Annotated in this window: 16 protein-coding genes; 6 read left to right on the forward strand and 10 right to left on the reverse strand. The window is 70.4% G+C overall.

Annotated elements, in window-relative coordinates:
* Positions 1 to 112 precede the first annotated feature (112 nt).
* The 9 genes from AAHZ94_RS04825 to AAHZ94_RS04865 all read right to left on the reverse strand — a co-directional run bounded on the left by AAHZ94_RS04825 (position 113) and on the right by AAHZ94_RS04865 (position 8,674).
* Positions 113 to 1,378 carry an IS701 family transposase gene (locus tag AAHZ94_RS04825; RefSeq protein WP_349990786.1) on the reverse strand — a complete coding sequence of 422 codons (1,266 nt, stop codon included), beginning with the start codon at positions 1,376 to 1,378 and terminating at the stop codon, positions 113 to 115.
* Positions 1,379 to 1,400: 22 nt separating this feature from the next.
* Complete coding sequence (locus AAHZ94_RS04830) at positions 1,401 to 1,880, reverse strand: site-specific integrase (protein ID WP_349990788.1); 480 nt, start codon at positions 1,878 to 1,880, stop codon at positions 1,401 to 1,403.
* 414 nt (positions 1,881 to 2,294) lie between these two features.
* Positions 2,295 to 2,672 carry a helix-turn-helix domain-containing protein gene (locus tag AAHZ94_RS04835; RefSeq protein WP_349990789.1) on the reverse strand — a complete coding sequence of 126 codons (378 nt, stop codon included), beginning with the start codon at positions 2,670 to 2,672 and terminating at the stop codon, positions 2,295 to 2,297.
* Between the two features lie 565 nt (positions 2,673 to 3,237).
* Complete coding sequence (locus AAHZ94_RS04840; protein ID WP_349990791.1) at positions 3,238 to 4,206, reverse strand: pirin family protein; 969 nt, start codon at positions 4,204 to 4,206, stop codon at positions 3,238 to 3,240.
* A gap of 166 nt (positions 4,207 to 4,372) precedes the next feature.
* The gene (locus AAHZ94_RS04845) at positions 4,373 to 5,164 is read right to left on the reverse strand and encodes a phosphatase PAP2 family protein (RefSeq protein ID WP_349990792.1); all 792 of its coding nucleotides are present in this window, start codon (positions 5,162 to 5,164) and stop codon (positions 4,373 to 4,375) included.
* Positions 5,165 to 5,585: 421 nt separating this feature from the next.
* Complete coding sequence (locus tag AAHZ94_RS04850) at positions 5,586 to 6,518, reverse strand: M56 family metallopeptidase (RefSeq protein WP_349990794.1); 933 nt, start codon at positions 6,516 to 6,518, stop codon at positions 5,586 to 5,588.
* 442 nt (positions 6,519 to 6,960) lie between these two features.
* Positions 6,961 to 7,137: a DUF6191 domain-containing protein gene (locus tag AAHZ94_RS04855; RefSeq protein ID WP_349990795.1), complete on the reverse strand. Its 177-nt coding sequence runs from the start codon at positions 7,135 to 7,137 to the stop codon at positions 6,961 to 6,963.
* 213 nt (positions 7,138 to 7,350) lie between these two features.
* Positions 7,351 to 7,743: a VOC family protein gene (locus tag AAHZ94_RS04860; protein WP_349990797.1), complete on the reverse strand. Its 393-nt coding sequence runs from the start codon at positions 7,741 to 7,743 to the stop codon at positions 7,351 to 7,353.
* A gap of 247 nt (positions 7,744 to 7,990) precedes the next feature.
* Positions 7,991 to 8,674 carry a glycerophosphodiester phosphodiesterase gene (locus tag AAHZ94_RS04865; RefSeq protein WP_349990799.1) on the reverse strand — a complete coding sequence of 228 codons (684 nt, stop codon included), beginning with the start codon at positions 8,672 to 8,674 and terminating at the stop codon, positions 7,991 to 7,993.
* A gap of 360 nt (positions 8,675 to 9,034) precedes the next feature.
* Here AAHZ94_RS04865 and AAHZ94_RS04870 point away from each other — a divergent pair, with 360 nt between their 5' ends.
* From AAHZ94_RS04870 to AAHZ94_RS04880, 3 genes are read left to right on the forward strand one after another with little or no spacing between them, the layout of a single operon-like run.
* Complete coding sequence (locus tag AAHZ94_RS04870; protein WP_349990800.1) at positions 9,035 to 10,432, forward strand: DUF6421 family protein; 1,398 nt, start codon at positions 9,035 to 9,037, stop codon at positions 10,430 to 10,432.
* 35 nt (positions 10,433 to 10,467) lie between these two features.
* Positions 10,468 to 11,247 (forward strand): SDR family NAD(P)-dependent oxidoreductase, encoded by a 780-nt coding sequence (locus AAHZ94_RS04875; RefSeq protein ID WP_349990809.1) that lies wholly within the window; start codon positions 10,468 to 10,470, stop codon positions 11,245 to 11,247.
* On the forward strand, positions 11,226 to 12,314 hold the full coding sequence (locus AAHZ94_RS04880) for a threonine aldolase family protein (protein WP_349990802.1): 1,089 nt from the start codon (positions 11,226 to 11,228) through the stop codon (positions 12,312 to 12,314). The genes AAHZ94_RS04875 and AAHZ94_RS04880 overlap by 22 nt, the downstream gene beginning before the upstream one ends.
* Positions 12,315 to 12,786: 472 nt before the next feature.
* Here AAHZ94_RS04880 and AAHZ94_RS04885 read toward each other — a convergent pair whose 3' ends face one another.
* Complete coding sequence (locus AAHZ94_RS04885) at positions 12,787 to 13,509, reverse strand: lysophospholipid acyltransferase family protein (RefSeq protein ID WP_349990804.1); 723 nt, start codon at positions 13,507 to 13,509, stop codon at positions 12,787 to 12,789.
* Between the two features lie 224 nt (positions 13,510 to 13,733).
* On the opposite strand from AAHZ94_RS04885, the gene AAHZ94_RS04890 reads away from it, so the two are divergent.
* The 3 genes from AAHZ94_RS04890 to AAHZ94_RS04900 all read left to right on the forward strand — a co-directional run bounded on the left by AAHZ94_RS04890 (position 13,734) and on the right by AAHZ94_RS04900 (position 15,776).
* Complete coding sequence (locus tag AAHZ94_RS04890; protein ID WP_349990806.1) at positions 13,734 to 14,048, forward strand: TlpA family protein disulfide reductase; 315 nt, start codon at positions 13,734 to 13,736, stop codon at positions 14,046 to 14,048.
* Positions 14,049 to 14,293: 245 nt separating this feature from the next.
* The gene (locus AAHZ94_RS04895; protein ID WP_349990807.1) at positions 14,294 to 14,800 is read left to right on the forward strand and encodes a flavin reductase family protein; all 507 of its coding nucleotides are present in this window, start codon (positions 14,294 to 14,296) and stop codon (positions 14,798 to 14,800) included.
* Positions 14,801 to 14,990: 190 nt separating this feature from the next.
* Positions 14,991 to 15,776 (forward strand): electron transfer flavoprotein subunit beta/FixA family protein, encoded by a 786-nt coding sequence (locus AAHZ94_RS04900; RefSeq protein WP_349990808.1) that lies wholly within the window; start codon positions 14,991 to 14,993, stop codon positions 15,774 to 15,776.
* Positions 15,777 to 15,966 lie beyond the last annotated feature (190 nt).

Genomic DNA, 15,966 nt, shown 5'->3' on the forward strand with positions numbered 1-15,966 from the left:
GTAGTGCTTGGTCATGTTGGTGCGGGGTTTGGTATGTCGCGGTGACAGGTGGGGCAGGCGCCGGTCCAGAGTGCGAGGAGTAGTTTCAGCTCGCGGACGACTCGGTAGAGGGTCAGGCCGACGCCGTCTCTTTTGGGGGGCGGTTCAGTCGTTGCAGGGTGCAGAAGGCGTGGGCGACCGAGACGAGGGTGACGTGGTGGTGCCAGCCCGGCCAGGTCCGGCCTTCGAAGTGGGCCAGGCCCAGGGCCTGTTTCATCTCGCGGTAGTCGTTCTCGACGCGCCAGCGGAGCTTCGCGGTGCGCACGAGGACGGGCAGCGGGGTGGTTGCGGGCAGGTTGGAGAGCCAGAACTGCACGGGCTCGTCCTGGTCGGCGGGCCACTCAGCCAGCAGCCAGCGGACCGGAAGCTCGGCGGCGGTCGTGGCCTGGCAGATCTCGCGCCCGGCGGGCCTGATCCGCAGCGCGACGAAGCGGGAGTACATGCGCTTGTACCCGCTGCGGCCGCTGCCCGGCCGTGATCCCTCCCTCCACTGCACTGGCCGCGCGGAAGACTTGCCGGCCCCGGTGACCAGGTCCTTCACCCGCTGTGCCGGCTCGGGGTAGGCAGGGACCGACCGCCGGCCCCTGCCGGAGTAGGCCAGGGTCGATGGCCGTGCGTCCTGGGGTTGTGCGGTGGTTGTGGTCGAGATGCCCACCACGTAGTCGAGACCGCGTTCTTCCAGGCCGAGTCGGAAGGCGGCGGTGTCCCCGTAGCCGCCGTCGGCGATGTCCTGGGGCACGTCGATGCCCCAGGACCGCGTCTCGTCGATCATGTCGAGGGCCAGCTGCCATTTCTCGACATGGCCCACCTGGACGGGGATGGCGCACTTGTTACGGCGGGCCACTTTGGCCGGATCGGCTTTCGGCGAGGCGGGATCCCAGCTCCCGGGCAGGAACAAGCGCCAGTTCACGGCCGCGGAGGCGCCGTGGGAAGCCAGGTGCAGTGAGACTCCGGCCTGGCAGTTGGTGACCTTGCCCGCGGTACCGGTGTACTGCCGGGTCACGCACGCTGACGCGTCCCCGTCCTTGAGGCACCCGGTGTCATCGATGACCAGCGCGGTGGGTTTGATGACCGGCTGCATGCGCCAGGCCAGCCGGGCCCGTACATGCGCCGCATCCCACGGGCTGGAAGTGACAAAGTGGGCCAGGGCCTGCCGGTTACCGTCCTCACCAAGGCGGGCGGCCATCGGTTCCACCGACTTACGCCCGCCGTCCAGCAACAGGCCACGCAGATAGACCCCACCCCACCGCCGCTGATCCGCCCGCGCGAACGGCTCGAACATCTCCGCCGCGAAGTCCTCCAGATCACACCGGACCACAGCCAACTCCACACTCAACACACCCGGTCAACGACACGACCGATCAAGAAGACACGCCATCACAGACCACACATGACCAAGCACTACTAGAAGGTAGGGGGACGTCACGGTACTCTCCTTCCCTTCGATGTTTGAGGCGGCCGTAGTTCCCTGTGTTCTGGTTTACTTGTTCAGCAATTCGGTAGATATCATCAGAGATGAGATTTGCTATGTTTGCTGCCAGGGCTTCGCCGTTGCGCATTCCGCAGCCGCTCATCAGGTCTGTTACGAGTCGGAATTCATGGCTTCCGGATGAGCGGATTTCTTGCAACTGAGAAGCGGACGGGATGACGGCGGGGCGTGGTGCGTAATGAGGCGGTGTGATGCCCTCCAGTGGATTCTCTGTGTAGATCCCCAGTCGATGCGCGTGGAGCAAGATTGATCGTAGTTTACCGAATGCATTGGCCTGCGTGGCCGCGCCAATTCCCCTGTCTTCCATATCTTGGATGAACCCTTCGACCACCTTGTGGTCGAAGGTGTTCATGCGTCGGCTGGCGAACGCGGGGAAGAGGTGATGGTCCAGCAAGGAATCGAGTTGGTGTACCGAGGATTGAGCCAGCCCACGTTGTCTCGCCTTCCGCTGGGTAGCGTATTCCCTGAACCTCATGGACCCGTGCTGCGCTGCCTGCTCGGCTGGCAGCGGTTTTTCGTATGTTGTAAACTTGCGTTAGCCTGCCGATTGCTTGTTCCTGGGTGGTAAACCCCGATTCCTGGCGTTGATGCCCTGCGGCATCATGGTACCGAATCTTGTATGTGTGGGGGCACTTCGACCATCGCGCCGTAGGGTGATCGCATTGCTTAAAAAAGGATCCCATTCCCCGGGGTAGAGATTTTCTGGTCAGGTTCTCAAATCCTTACATCGCTGCTTATGTTAGGTTTAGGTTTCGCGTAAAAACGACTACACGTGATCTACTCTCTGTTGTTTAACCCATGCCTGAAGTTCTGACACGTCAACCTGGATCTTGGCGTTGCGCCCCGAGTCGAACCTATACATCGGGAGGCCGCACCGTGCGGCGCTTTTGTAAACCCAACTGGGTGACACATTTAGTAGTGTGGCGACTTGTTTGATGCTCATGAACTGTGACGAGATTGCGATTCCCAAGGAATAGTGGGTGACGTGAGGTGTGAGTGAGTGAATTTCGCTAGCGGTCGCTCGGCGATGGGGGCCGCTAGCCGTATTCATGGTCTGCAAACGCCCCGGTTTGGCCAACCGGCATTGCTCGGCGATACTGCGCGCAGGCTGGGCCCGGGCAGCGCCGTCTCTGCCGTGGGTCATTGCGTGCGGGGTGGTGCTCGCGCCGGTGCGAAGGCCCGGCCGGCCATAGTGCAGGCAGCTGATGCTGCGCGGCCGTGGAGGCCGTCAAGCCCGTTCGGCGTCGCCCCCCCCCGCAGGCCGGGTGCCTCTCACCTGCCTCGTACTCCCGTATCCGTTGCGTCGCCCGGCTTCGGCGTAGACGGCAGTTGTTTGCTTCCTGCAGTGCCCCTCCCGGCGCCGCTCGTGCTTCCGTCGTGCACGAGGTGGTCCAAGACAGGTCCCAGGCGTGCGATGCGGAGGGGTTCGGCTGTGGCGCCGCTTCAGTGGAGCGGGGAACGCCCGGCCTTCCTGGGGTGTCGGCGAAGGTTAGCTGACGCTGCGTCAGAAAAGTCAGCATTGGGTCAGCATTCGGTCTGCCAGACATGCCCACACCGGCCTGAACCCTGGATCACGCGATGCTCTGACCGAAGTGCATGACGCCCTCGTCGGTCGGTGCCGGGGCCTAGGGCGGTGTCGAGTTGGCCAGGGCCCCGGCCTCAGTAGAGCTCAGGCATCGCCTCACGATGCGGAGGGCGAAAAAGCCAGGTCAGCGCGTACGTCCCCGCGCCTTCAAGGGCACCGGCGGCAGTTCAGGAGCCAGTAGCCGTGGCCCGCTGTACGAGCTGACCTCGCCGAAGAGGGTGCCCGTCATCCACTCCTCGCGAGCCTCTGCGATATCCTGATGGGATCGGCCAATGAGGTTCCACCACATGACCAAGCGCTCGTCGAAGGGTTCGCCGCCGAGGAGGAGGAAGGAGCTGTCCACGTCGGCGCGCAGGGGGAGTTCGCGGCGACCGCAGCCGAGGTAGAGGAGGGAGCCGGGGGGTAGGCGTACGCCGTCCACCTCGGCTTCGCCCGACATGGTGAGGGCTGCGTACTCGAAGTCGGGGTCCAGAGGGAGGCGGGTGTCGGTGCCGGCGGCCAGGGTGAGGTCTGCGCCCATCAGGGGGGTGAAGGTGGTGCCGGGGGAGCGGGCGCCGTCCAGTTCGCCGAGGATGACCGTGGCGCTGAGCCCGCCTCCGCCGCTGACCTGGGGCAACTCCGCGTGGTGCTCCCAGGCGGGGGCGGTGTGGCGATGCGCGTCAGGAAGCGCCACCCACAGTTGGGCGCCGTGCAGCAGCTTCGCGTGTTGGCGCGGGGACTGTTCGGCGTGGGCGATGGCGCGGCCCGCGGTCATCAGGCCGAGCTGGCCGGGGCGGAGGACCTGTTCGCTGCCGAGGCTGTCGCGGTGCAGCACCTCCCCGTCGTGCAACCAGCTCACCGTCTGGAGGCCGATGTGCGGATGCGGGGGCACCTGCATGCCTGGTTCGCGCTCGATGTCCTCGGGCCCGTAGTGGTCGACGAAGCACCATGCGCCCACCATGCGCCGCCCCATGCTGGGCAGCAGTCGGCGCACCTGGGTGCTCGCGCCGAGCGTGACGGGCTTGGCCGGCAGTAGCTCTCGGACGGGTTGTGCGGTGACGTCGGCGCGCCCGCCGCAGACGCTCGGCGCGGGCCGCAGATCCAAGTTGCTCATGGGAGCACTCTGCCACGTCCCACCCCACGGGATGGGGGTGGCGTCTGGCGGGTGCGGTGCGGGGTGTGCCGCGCGACCGTGGGTGGGGTGGGGTGGGAGCGCATGGGGTGGGTGTGTACGGCGTGGCCGGTTGTGGGTGGCTGGCCGTGGTGGGGGTTGTTGTGGGTTAGGGGGTGTCAGGCCCGGGGGTGTGCGGGTGGTGGTCACCTTCGGGTCGCTGCCGCCGGTGTGGGGGCTCGGGTGCCGGAGGGGCGGCCGGGGCGTTCGTGTCGTACGGGGTGGGGACGGTGGGGCAGAAGAGGACGGCGATGGCGGTCAGGGCCACGCCGAGCAACCACCCGGCGAGCACGTCGGTCGCCCAGTGCACGCCCAGGTACAGCCGGGTGAAGCCCACGCCGACCACGGAGAAGGTGGCCACCGCCGCCGCCAGGCCCCGCCACCGTCGGCGCACCCGGTGTGCGGCGAGCAGCCAGAGCAGCAGGCCGCAGGTGAGGGTCGCGGTGAGGGCGTGTCCCGAGGGGAAGGCGGCGTAGTGGGCCGAGTCCACCGGGTCGGGCCACTGCGGTCGGTCCCGGCCCACCGCCGCCTTGAGGCCCTGTTGGACCACCGTTCCCGCGGCCGTCGCCACCGCCAGCCACAGGGCGATCGGCCAGCGCCCGCGCCACACGTACCAGCCGGCCACCACCGCGAGCAGCGCACGCATCGTCCACGGGTCCCAGACCCAGTCGGAGAAGATCCGCTGGGTCCGCGTCCAGCCGGAGTGGTCGACGGCGGAGCGGTGCAGCCCGTCCGCGATGTCGTGGTCCAGGGACAGCAGCGGCCCCCACCCGGCGGCGACCAGCGGGAGCAGTACGGCGAACAGCGCCGCACACCCCGCCCCGGCCAACAGCCAGGGGCGCCGCCCCGGCCGGGCGGGGGTGGTCGGGCGGGCGGCGTGGGTGGGGGTCGGCGGCTCCATGGGGTGAATGATCGTGGACGCCCTGGGGCACGGGGCAAGGGCCCGTACGCGTGGTGCGCGGACCACTCGCACGCCCTAGGGAGCCGACGGCGCACCCATGCCACCCGGTCGGTGCCGTGCTGACAGATGCCTTGGCGCCGCGGCCGTGGGAACGCGGACCGGGACCGGTCGGGACGCGGAGTGGGGTCGGTCAGGACATGGACGGGGGCCGGTCGAGACGTGGGCGGGGCGGCCGGCCGGAACACGGACGGACCAGGACCAGGACCAGTCGGTCGGGACGCGGACCAGGGCCGCTCGGTCCGAATGCGGATCGTGGTCGGCGGAACGGGGGCTCGGACCAGGGCCAGTCGCCCGGAATACGAATCGGGGTCGGCCGGCATGGGCCCGGACCGGGGCCGGCCTGGCGGGGGTCTGACCGCGGTCAGCTCAGGGCGCGCAACGCCGGTACGAAGGTGACCAGCACCGGAACCACCGGCACCAGCGCCGCCGCCGCGGTCAACCGCCAGCGGCGCGCCGTCGTGAAGCGGGGCCGCGGGGTCAGCAGCCGATCCACCCGGCGCGGCACCTCGGCGATGCTCGGGCAGGGCCCGAAGACGCCGCGCTCCTCGTTGAGTTCGACCAACGCGAGCGCGATGGCCAGCCGGCCGAAGCGGCGCGACGCGACGTCGTCGGCGGCGAGCTCCACGAGCCTGTGCACCTGGTCCCGGAACGCGGCGAACACCGGGACCTGCGGAAACCCGCTCGCCAACGCCGCCGATGCGTTGAGCAACCAGTGGTGCCTGGCTTGCGCGTGGCCCTGTTCGTGGGCGAGCACGGCGTCGAGTTGGCGGCCGTTCAACCGGCGCAGCGCGGCCGTGGTGATGACGAGCTGCGGCGCTGCTCCCGACAGCCACCAGGCGTCCGGCCGGTCGCCTTCGAGCACCACCAGCCGGTCCCCGCTGGGCTCTTCGCCGGGCAGTTGCGGGGCGCGTACGAGAAGTTCCCGGCGGCGTTGCTTGCGCTGGGCGCGGGACCCGCGCACCTCGCGGGTGAGCATGATGACGGTCCAGACCGCGCCCAGCGCCAGCGCGACGGCCATGGGCGCGGCCCAGGTGCCGTACGCGGTGAGCGCGTACGCCTCGACGACGCCGTTCGGCGCGGGCGCGAAGATGTTGCCCCGCACGGCCTCCCAGGCCGCCGCCGCGCTCAGGGCCATCGCCATGGCGCAGCACATGATGACGCCGACCACCACGCACTGCCACACCCAGAGGGCGAGCACCGGTTCGCGGTCGGGCCAGTCGGAGCGGGTCAGCATCCGCGGTGCCAATGCCGCGGCCAATGTGCCAAGGACCAGCAGCACGAGCGGGACCATCATGCTCCTCAGCCTATGAGGGGCAGGCTGGGCGCTGGTACGGTCCTGGCGCCGAAGTGACGTACGACACGTGACGACGAGCTTGCGGAGTCGAGGACTCCGGGGAAGGGCCACTTGTCGACTGCATGACAGGGCGGGGCCGGTCTGCTGAGCCCGGCCGTGGGTGGCCACACTGGCGCCGGGTGGGAGGGTGCGGCGGTGGTGCATTGGCGGTGGCACCGCTGCGCAATGGCTTGCGCCGGGAGCTGGGGCGGTGAGCGGAACGGGTGAACTCCCGTCCCCTCATGGCTACTTGACCCGTCATCGCGCACTCGGGGCGGGTGGTTCCGGCGGCGGCAGTCGGGGGCCGGGAGTAGGGGAGGGGTCGGCGGGCGAACAGGGCGAATCGGTTCGGGCCGGGAGTGGGTGGCGGCCCGGCGCGGTGGGTGTGCTGCCGGGGCCGGTGTCAGTCAGCGGGCGGTGCCGGAGGCCGTATCGTCACGCGACCCGTGGTGAAGTCGATCGGCCCGCGGGCGGGGTCGGCGTCGCCGATGTCGTCCACGCACAGCTCCAGCCGCTCCCGCTCGTCCTGGGTGTGTTTGCGGCCAGGGGCGAAGAGCTCTTCGACCAGGTTGAACACCATGACCTCCGAGTGCGGAGCCGGGGCCGGGCGGCCGACCCTGATGCCGGCTGCGGTAGCCCATACGAGTGAGGGTACTCGCGGTGTCCGCTCCGGCGCGGGCCGGGCGGCCGGAGTCTGCCGCACACCGGCGGCGGCATGCCGTGCCCGCTGGTCGGTGAACCGGCCCCGGGCGCGCCGCCTGGCGGGCGGCGCGCGGGCGGGACGGGGCTCGGGTCAGAGGCCGGGACGGTAGCGCAGTGGATGGTCGACAGGCACCTCCACCAGGACGATCTTGACGCCGTCGGGGTCGGCGATCCACGCCTCCACCAACCCCCAGGGCTCCTGCAACGGAGGCCGCAACACCTGCGCGCCGCGCTCGGACACCTCCTTGTGCGCGGCGGCGGCGTCGGCGACCTGGAGCCAGAGCTGGAGGTCGGGGGAGGTGGGGGCGGTCGAGCGTCCGGAGACCTCAAGGAAACCGCCGCCCAGGAAGTAGACGGTCCCCCGCTCGGGTCCGGTGCCGAATTCTCGGGCGATCTCAAGACCGAGGGTGCGTCCGTAGAAGGCGCGAGAACGTTCAGGGTCGGTGGGACGCAACAGTACGCGGCTGCTCAGCACATGCACCATGGCCGTGACCCTACGCAGGGCACCGTCCGAATGTCGGCGAATGGGCGAAACGGGTCAGTCAGCCTAGTGTGCCCGGAACCGCCACCCTGTCGCCTTCCACCGTCGATGCGCCGCGACGTCGGAGCGCACCGGTGTGCGCCGCTGCGACCGGCCGCCCCGGACGCAGGCACCCGCGGCGCGCGGGGGCGCCCGGCGAGTGCCCGGCGGCTACGGGTTCGCGGCCCGGGTCGGGGAGCGGTCCCGCAGGTCAGACCGTCTGCCGGGCCGCGTCCTTGATCTGCGGGAAGTCTGTCGTCACGCCGTCCAGGTCCATGCCCCGGGCGATGGCGAGGTGCCCCGGGGTGTTCACGGTCCAGGCGTAGACGTCGAGCCCGGCGGCGTGGGCGCGGTCGACCAGTTCCACGGTGAGCCGACGGATGTTGAGGACCAGCATCGCGGCCCCGACGGCGAGCGCGCGGTCCACCACGTCCAGCCCGAACCGGCTGGCCACCAGGCCGGTGCGCGCCTGCGGCAGCAGCGCGGCCACCTCGGCGATCGCCTCGTCGTGGAAGGAGATGACCTCGACGCGGTCGAGCAGGTCGCGGCTGGCCAGCACGTCAGCCAGTACCTTGGCCGCCGCCACGTCCTTGATCTCGGCCTGGAGCGGGGCCGCCACCGCATCCACCACCTCCTCGAAGACGGGCACGCGCTCGCCCTGGCCCGCGTCGAGCTCCCGCAGTTCGGCCAGGGCGAGGTCGCTGATGGCCCCGGAGCCGTCGGTGGTGCGGTCGACGTCCTCGTCGTGCATGACGATGAGCGCACCGTCCTTGCTCAGATGCAGGTCGAGCTCGATGAAGTCGAACCCCTCCTGCTCGGCGCGGACGAAGGAGCGCAGGGTGTTCTCGGGTTCGACACCCATGGCGCCGCGGTGTCCGGTGGTGCGGAAGGTCAACGCTGGCTCCCTTGGAGGTGGGCGCGGCCCGGTTCGCCCCCGGGCCCGGCCGGGGCGAGCTCGCGTCGGCCGCTCGTGGCGGCGGTCAGCGTAGCGCCCGCCCGAGTACGGAGGGTGTACGGCGTGAATCCGCCGGGCGACGGCCCCGCGCCGGGCCGATCCCCTGCGGACGCCCATCGCGGTCGAGCCTCGACCCGGCGGGCCCGGACGGACTTTCCTGGCCCCTAACCCCGGTAAGTACAGGAAAAACAGCGGTCTAAACCCGGGTTCGGCAGGATAATTTCCGTAGGTCCACTTGAGGAGCTGATCCCTCCGTGGATACGGTGGCAGCACGAGAGGTTCTTCCGTGGAGGAGTGATCATGACGAAAATTCTCGCGCCGGAAGCGGCGGTCAGTGACGTTCTGTCCGCGGAGCGTGTGGTGGACCACCCGGCCTGGCCCGTCCTCAAGGACGCGGTCGAGACCGTACGGCCGTGGCAGGCCAAGGACGGCTCCGTGGACCTGACGGCGGACGGCGCGCCCACCGCCGACGCCCTGCGGCACCAGGTCGAGCGGATCGTCGCGGCCGTCGAAGAGCTGGCCCCCCTGCTGCCGCACAACGCGGCCTACCACCGCGCCCTCGTCGCCGACCTGCGTCGCTGGGCCGACTCCGGCTACGGCGTCCCGGACTTCCTGGACTCGCTGCTGGCCTTCCAGCCGGCACAGCAGCGCGCCGACGGGCTCCAACACCTCGTGGTCTTCCCGATGTACACGCAGAACGGCAACCCGGACCGCAACTTCGAGGCAGTCGTGCTGCGCATGGTGTGGCCCCAGTGGCTGGCGGAGCTGGAGCGCACCCGCTACGACAACCCGCTCTTCCTCGGCATCACCTTCGAGGACTTCACCGCCGGGTACGACACCAACTCCGCCGTGCTCTTCCCCGAGACCATCGCCGTACGGGAGGCGCCCGAGCGGTTCAGCTGGGGCGGCATCTTCTGCGACCGGGAGGCGGCGCGCTTCCGGCGGGTCAGCACGGCCGCGGTGGACACGCTCAGCATCGAGCTGCCGGCCGAGGCCCGCGAGCTCCTCGCCGACCAGCAGCGCTGCCAGCACGCCTTCGTCCTGTGGGACATGATCCACGACCGTACGCACAGCCACGGTGACCTGCCGTTCGACCCGTTCATGATCAAGCAGCGGCAGCCGTTTTGGATGTACGGCCTGGAGGAGCTGCGCTGCGACCTCACCGCCTTCAAGGAGGCCGTGAAGCTGGCCGACGAGGGACTGCCGCAGGCCCGCGACGTGCAGTACGCCGTGATCTTCGACCGGATGTTCCGCTTCCCGGTCACCGGCGACCGGGTGCGCAACTACGACGGCCTCGGCGGGCAGCTCCTCTTCGCCTACCTCCACCAGCACGACGTCGTACGCTGGACCGACAACACCCTGCACATCGACTGGGGCCGCGCGCCGCAGGTCACCAACCAGCTCTGCGGCGAGATCGAGAAGCTCTACCGCGACGGCATCGACCGGCCCAAGCTGGTGCACTGGTTCAAGGCGTACGAACTAGTGGCCTCCTACCTGGCCCCGCACCCCGGCTCCGTATGGGCCAAGGGTCCCGACGCCCTCGACCTGTCGCTGCCGCCCCGCAAACTGGTGGACGAGGTGCTCCCGGACGAGTTCCCGCTCAGCATGTTCTACGAAGCCCTCGCCAAGAAGCTGAGGACCGTGATCGTCTCGGCCAAGGGCATCACGGCCGACCACATGGACGCGGTGGCTGCGTGACCCCGTCCCAGCAGTCCGACCAGGAGGCGACGATCATGACCGACAACACGCTGGCCGGTGCGGCGGCACCGGCAGGAGGCGCCCTGGAGGGCGCCGTGATCGCGGTGGCCGGTGCCGCGGGCCCCGCGGGGCGCGCCACCCTGTTGCGGCTCGCGGAGGCGGGCGCCACCGTCGTCGCTTCCGACGCGGACGCGGCCCGGCTGGCCGAGGCCGTGGACGCGGCCCGGTACGCGCACGGCGGCGCCACCGTCACCGGCGACACCGTCGACCTGCTCGACCCGCTGGCCGCGCGCGAGTGGGCGACGCGCACCGAGAAGGAGTTCGGCCGCGTCGACGGCCTGGTGCACCTGGTCGGTGGCTGGCGGGGCTCGGCGAGCTTCGCCGAGACCGACCTGGACGACTGGACGTTCCTGCACGACCTGCTCATCCGCACCGTGCAGCACACCTCACTCGCCTTCCACGACGGCCTGCGGCGCAGCGCCAACGGACGGTACGTGCTGGTCAGCGCCGCCGGCGCGACCAAGCCCAGTGCGGGCAACGCCGCCTACGCCGCAGCCAAGGCCGCCGCCGAGGCGTGGACCCTCGCGCTGGCCGACGCGTTCCGCAAGGCGGGGGGCGATGCCGGGCCGACGTCGGCGGCTGCCATCCTGGTGGTGAAGGCGCTGGTGCACGATGCCATGCGAGCCGAGCGCCCCAACGCGAAGTTCGCGGGCTTCACGGACGTCAAGGACCTGGCGGCTGCCATCGCCGGGGTCTGGGAGCAGCCCGCCCGAGAGGTGAACGGAAACCGCCTGTGGCTGACCGCGAAGCCGTAACGCCCCGTACGACCGACGCCCGCCGCCGCCACGACCCACAGGTACGGGGGTTCGCCAGCGACAACTACGCCGGTGCCCCGCCGGAGGTCATGGCCGCCCTCGCCCTGGCCAACGAGGGCCACCAGGTCTCCTACGGCGAGGACGACTACACCTCCCACCTCCAGGACGTCATGCGCAGCCACTTCGGCCCGCGGGCGGTGACCTACCCGGTCTTCAACGGCACCGGCGCCAACGTCGTCGCGCTCCAGGCGCTCACCGACCGCTGGGGCGCGGTGATCGCCGCCGACTCGGCGCACATCCACGTCGACGAGTGCGGCGCCCCGGAACGGGTGGGCGGCCTGAAGCTGCTCACCGTGCCCACCCCGGACGGCAAGCTCACGCCAGAGTTGATCGACCGCGAGGCGTACGGCTGGGAGGACGAGCACCGGGCCATGCCGCAGGTCGTCTCGATCACCCAGAGCACCGAACTCGGCACCGTGTACACGCCCGATGAGATCCGCGCCATCTGCGACCACGCCCACGAGCGCGGCATGAAGGTGCACCTGGACGGCGCGCGGATAGCCAACGCCGCGGCCTCGCTCGACGTCCCGATGCGGGCGTTCACCTATGCGGCGGGCGTGGACGTGCTGTCGTACGGCGGCACCAAGAACGGCATGCTCTTCGGCGAGGCCGTGGTGGTCCTCAACCCGGACGCGGTGCGGGCGATGAAGCACCTGCGCAAGCTGTCGATGCAACTCGCCTCGAAGATGCGGTTCGTCTCCGTGCAGTTGGAGGCGCTGCTCGCCAAGGACCTCTGGCTGCGCCAGGCCCGGCACGCCAACACCATGGCCAAGCGGCTGGCGGACGCGGTGCGCACCGTGGACGGCGTGGAGATCTGCTACCCGGTGCAGGCCAACGCGGTCTTCGCCCGGCTGCCCAACGAGGTCAGCGAACGCCTCCAGAAGCGCCACCGCTTCTACTTCTGGGACGAGTCCGCCGGCGAGGTGCGCTGGATGTGCTCCTTCGACACCACCGAGAAGGACGTGGACGACTTCGTCACCGCGCTCAAGGAGGAACTGGGCCGCTGACCCGACGGCTCACACCGACCTGCTACGCCGGCCACCGCTGGCACAGGGAGCGAGCCTTGCTGGCGCAGCGCACCACTCGCCTCCGCACCGGCCGACCGGACGCCTCGCCTCCGGTCGGCCGTCGCACGCCGCCACGCCTCGCGACTGCTCGTACGTCACGGGACTGCTCGTACGCTGAGCGACTTGCTCGTACGCCACGGGGCTGCCGGTACGTCGAGCGGCTGCCCGTACGTCATGGGGCTGCCGGTACGCAGAACGTCCGCCCATGCCCTGGGCGCGGCTGCCCGTACGCCGCCTGGCCGGGGCGGGAGGTCGGAAGGCGGGAGGCCGGACCGTTGACGTGCCGGACCGCCGCACTGCCGAGACGCAGCAAGCCGTAGCGGGCCGCTGGCCCGAGCCGGCGAGGTCGGACAGACCAGCAGACCAGGGCCGGACCGCCGGCCAGGTCGGACCTACCGCGCCGGGCGACCGGTCAGTGCCCCGCGGCCCTGACCGGCGCCGGGGGCGCGGTGCCGCCGAGGTGGGCGGGGACCCACCAGGTGTCGTCCGCGTCCTTGGGACGCACCGGATAGGCGCGCTGCGCCGCTTCGAGGAGTTCCTGCACCCGGGTCCGCAGCCGCTCGGTGAGCGAGTCGGCCGACACGCCCGGCGGGGTCTCCCGCGGCTCGCCGACCCGGATGGTGATCGGGAAGTGGTTGCGCCCCATGTCCCGCTTGTGGCCCTTGGTCCACAGGCGTTGGGTGCCCCACAGCGCCATCGGCAGCAGCGGCACGTTGGCCTCCTGCGCCATCCGCGCCGCCCCCGACTTGAAGTTCTTGAGCGTGAAGGACTCGGAGATCGTGGCCTCGGGGAAGACGCCGATGATCTCGCCGGAGCGCAGCGACTTCACCGCGTGCCGGTACGCGTCGATGCCCTGCTTGCGGTCGACCGGGATGTGCTTCATCGCCCGCATCAGGGGCCCGGAGACCTTGTGCCGGAAGACCGACTCCTTGGCCATGAAGCGCACCAGTCGCTTGGCCGGGCGGGCGGTCAGACCGGCGAAGACGAAGTCGAGGTACCCGATGTGGTTGCTCACCAGGACCGCACCGCCGCGCCGCGGAATGTTCTCCGTGCCCTGGATGTCGAAGCGCAGATCCAGCGCCTTGAACATGGAACGGGCGACGCCGATCACCGGTGGGTAGACGAGCTCTGCCATCAAGGGGACCCTTCTGCCATTCCTTGGGAGGTTCTCCCGATGGAAGTTACGCTGCCGTAGCTACGGGCTTTCCGCTGATCGTGCCTGATGTCGGGCGTCGCGGCCAGCCTTCGGGGCGCTCCGGAGGGAGATCCTCGTCACGGAAGGCAACCAAAGTCGCCGCCGAGCAGTCCCCTCGGACTCCCTGGAGGTTTGCCCCGTACGGCATGCCGCATGCTTGATGTATGACGCACCGACTGACGGCCGCCGACCTGGCGCCCGGCCAACTCGGCGAGCGGGCCACGCTGGTCCAGTTCTCCAGCGCGTTCTGCCAGCCCTGCCGGGCCACCCGACGGGTCCTGGACAAGGTCGCCGCCATGGTCGACGGCGTGCACCACGTCGAGATCGACGCGGAGGACCGGCTGGCGCTGGTGCGTCGCCTCGACATCCGGCGCACCCCGACGGTGCTGGTGCTCGACGCGGACGGCCGGGTGGTCTCGGCGGCCGAGGGACAGCCCCGTACCGTCGACGTCATCGCCGCCGTCGGCCGGGCCCTGTGACGGACCGTGATGGATCTCCCACCCGGCCTGACGGTCTTGACCGCGGTGTGCACGCGTGGTCACTCTGACGTGATGCGACCAGGTTTCCTTCTCTACGGGCGGGTCCACGTGGACCTCCTCCGCCACGCGAGCGCGCGCTGTCCGGCTCCCTGAGCGGCGACGGCGATGACGGTAGACCCCGGTCGGCCCGGTGTGGGAGTGCGGGCACGGGGGGACGGCAGCACTCCCCGCAGAAGGAACAGTCCATGACGGCCTCGTCCGACCTCCAGGCGCCCCAGCTCGCCGGCGCCGACGTCCTGCGCTCCCTCTTCCGCCGGCAGGCGTCCACCGTCGCCGTGATCACCGCCAGCGGACAGCGGCCGGTGGGCTTCACCGCCACCTCGCTGACCTCGGTCTCCGCCGAGCCGCCGCTGCTCTCCTTCGGGGTGGGCACCACCTCGTCGAGCTGGCCCGTGCTCGCCACCGCCCGCTGGCTCGGCGTGCACCTGCTGGGCGAGCACCAGAGGGAGCTGGCCGCCACTTTCGCGCGCAGCGGCGCCGACCGGTTCGCCCCGCCCACCCGCTGGCGCAGCGGCCCCGAGGGCGTGCCGCTGCTCGACGGCGTTCTGGCCTGGGCGGTGTGCGAGGTGGAGGCCCGGATACCCGCCGGCGACCACCGGGTGGTGATCGCCCGCGTGCACGCCGGCGACCCGACGGGCACCGGTCGGCCGCTCCTCTACCACCAGGGGCGCTTCAACGCTCTGCGGGACTGAGGAATCCCGCCCCGCGCCGTTGGCAAGGTCACAGTTCAACGGCCTTGCGGACGGGGAAAACCGTAGCTGTACTGACGAGTAATATTTTGGTCGAGGGTGCGAGCCGCCCCGATCGGGGTCTGCCCCTGAAGGCGCCTATGCTGCCCACACACGGCAGTTTGCGAAGAGACGATGCAGTAGGAGAGCCGGCGTGAGCTTGAGGATCGTTGTCTGTGTGAAGTACGTGCCCGACGCCACCGGCGACCGGCACTTCGCCGAGGACCTGACCACCGACCGCGAAGCGGTGGACGGTCTGCTGTCCGAGCTGGACGAGTACGCGGTCGAGCAGGCGCTCCAGATCTCCGAGAACGCGGACGACGCGGAGATCTGCGTCCTGACCGTCGGCCCCGAGGACGCCAAGGACGCGCTGCGCAAGGCGCTGTCGATGGGCGCGGACAAGGCCGTGCACGTGGAGGACGACGACCTGCACGGCACCGACGCGCTGGGCACCTCGCTCGTGCTCGCCAAGGCCCTCGACAAGATCGGCTTCGACCTGGTGGTGTGCGGCATGGCCTCCACCGACGGCACCATGGGCGTGCTGCCCGCGCTGCTCGCCGAGCGCCTTGAGGTGCCCCAGGTGACCCTGCTCTCGGAGGTCGCCGTGGCCGACGGCAAGGTGACCGGCCGCCGTGACGGCGACACCGCCAGCGAGGAGCTGGAGGCCGCGCTGCCGGCGATCGTCTCGGTCACCGACCAGTCAGGCGAGGCGCGCTACCCCTCGTTCAAGGGCATCATGGCGGCCAAGAAGAAGCAGGTCGTCTCCTGGGACCTGGAAGACCTGGAGCTTGACGCCGACGCGGTGGGCCTGGAAGGCGCCTGGACCGCGGTCGAGACCGTCGCCGAGCGCCCCGCGCGCACCGCGGGCACCATCGTCAAGGACGAGGGCGAGGGCGGCAAGCAGCTCGCCGAGTTCCTCGCGGGCCAGAAGTTCATCTAGCCGGTGCCGCGCCGCCGGCGCCGCCCGCACCGGTCCGTCGGACCACGGGCAGCGCCCGCCGCGGCGCCGCCCGCCGGGCGCCCCCCGCGCCCCCGCCCCCCCCCTCGCCCCCTCGTGCGAGGTGAGCAGATACAATGCGGAAGTACAGGTCTTCGGGGCACACCTGGGGCGCCGCCGCCGCCAGCCCCAC

Source organism: Streptomyces sp. HSW2009 (genome assembly GCF_040240285.1).
Taxonomy (GTDB): Bacteria; Actinomycetota; Actinomycetes; order Streptomycetales; family Streptomycetaceae; genus Streptomyces.

Excerpts from the sequence above, each read along its gene's own strand:
- AAHZ94_RS04840 (WP_349990791.1), bottom strand. The coding sequence starts at position 4,206 with ATGAGCAACTTGGATCTGCGGCCCGCGCCGAGCGTCTGCGGCGGGCGC.
- AAHZ94_RS04850 (WP_349990794.1), bottom strand. The coding sequence starts at position 6,518 with ATGATGGTCCCGCTCGTGCTGCTGGTCCTTGGCACATTGGCCGCGGCA.
- AAHZ94_RS04885 (WP_349990804.1), bottom strand. The coding sequence starts at position 13,509 with ATGGCAGAGCTCGTCTACCCACCGGTGATCGGCGTCGCCCGTTCCATG.
- AAHZ94_RS04890 (WP_349990806.1), top strand. The coding sequence starts at position 13,734 with ATGACGCACCGACTGACGGCCGCCGACCTGGCGCCCGGCCAACTCGGC.
- AAHZ94_RS04835 (WP_349990789.1), bottom strand. The coding sequence starts at position 2,672 with ATGACCCACGGCAGAGACGGCGCTGCCCGGGCCCAGCCTGCGCGCAGT.
- AAHZ94_RS04860 (WP_349990797.1), bottom strand. The coding sequence starts at position 7,743 with ATGGTGCATGTGCTGAGCAGCCGCGTACTGTTGCGTCCCACCGACCCT.
- AAHZ94_RS04895 (WP_349990807.1), top strand. The coding sequence starts at position 14,294 with ATGACGGCCTCGTCCGACCTCCAGGCGCCCCAGCTCGCCGGCGCCGAC.
- AAHZ94_RS04855 (WP_349990795.1), bottom strand. The coding sequence starts at position 7,137 with ATGGTGTTCAACCTGGTCGAAGAGCTCTTCGCCCCTGGCCGCAAACAC.
- AAHZ94_RS04875 (WP_349990809.1), top strand. The coding sequence starts at position 10,468 with ATGACCGACAACACGCTGGCCGGTGCGGCGGCACCGGCAGGAGGCGCC.
- AAHZ94_RS04870 (WP_349990800.1), top strand. The coding sequence starts at position 9,035 with ATGACGAAAATTCTCGCGCCGGAAGCGGCGGTCAGTGACGTTCTGTCC.
- AAHZ94_RS04845 (WP_349990792.1), bottom strand. The coding sequence starts at position 5,164 with ATGGAGCCGCCGACCCCCACCCACGCCGCCCGCCCGACCACCCCCGCC.
- AAHZ94_RS04830 (WP_349990788.1), bottom strand. The coding sequence starts at position 1,880 with ATGAACACCTTCGACCACAAGGTGGTCGAAGGGTTCATCCAAGATATG.